Raw genomic sequence first — 563 nt, 5'->3', positions numbered from 1 at the left:
GTGCTGTTCTTCCTCTGGTTCGCTTTTGTCATAGTGACCGTCATCGCGGGCTTCGCCATCCTGTTTACAGGCCGTTTTCCCCGTTCCCTTTTCGATTTCAACGTAGGCGTCCTGCGGTGGAACTGGCGAGTGGCTTTCTATGCCTACTCCGCGCTGGGAACGGACAAGTACCCGCCGTTTACTCTGGCAAAGACGGACTACCCGGCCGATTTCGAGGTTGATTACCCCGAGCGGCTTTCCCGTGGCCTTGTGCTGGTTAAGTGGTGGCTCCTGGCGCTGCCCCACCTGATAATCATTGCGGCGCTGACCGGCACCAGCACTGTTCGCTGGAGCGACCGACAGGCTTCCGGTGTCAGGTACGAGACCGTTACTGGGTTTTCGCTGGTGGGCTTCCTGGTTCTTGTCGCCGCGGTGATCCTGCTGTTCAGCGGCCGCTACCAGCGTCCGCTGTTCGACCTGCTTTTGGGCTTCAACCGGTGGATCTACCGGGTCGTTACCTACACGGCCCTGATGCGGGATGAATACCCGCCGTTCCGCCTGGACCAGGGCGCCCGGGAAGTCCA

At 60.4% G+C, this 563-nt stretch carries 1 protein-coding gene; it reads left to right on the top strand.

Annotation, left to right across the window (positions count from 1 at the left end):
• Positions 1-563: DUF4389 domain-containing protein (locus CXR02_RS21920; RefSeq protein WP_146072590.1), on the top strand; the 563-nt coding region annotated here is incomplete at both ends.

The sequence above is a fragment of the Arthrobacter sp. 4R501 genome (assembly GCF_002929755.1).
Lineage (GTDB): Bacteria > Actinomycetota > Actinomycetes > Actinomycetales > Micrococcaceae > Arthrobacter.
Note: the sequence above shows the minus strand (reverse complement) of the source record. Positions and strands in the feature narration are given on the sequence as shown.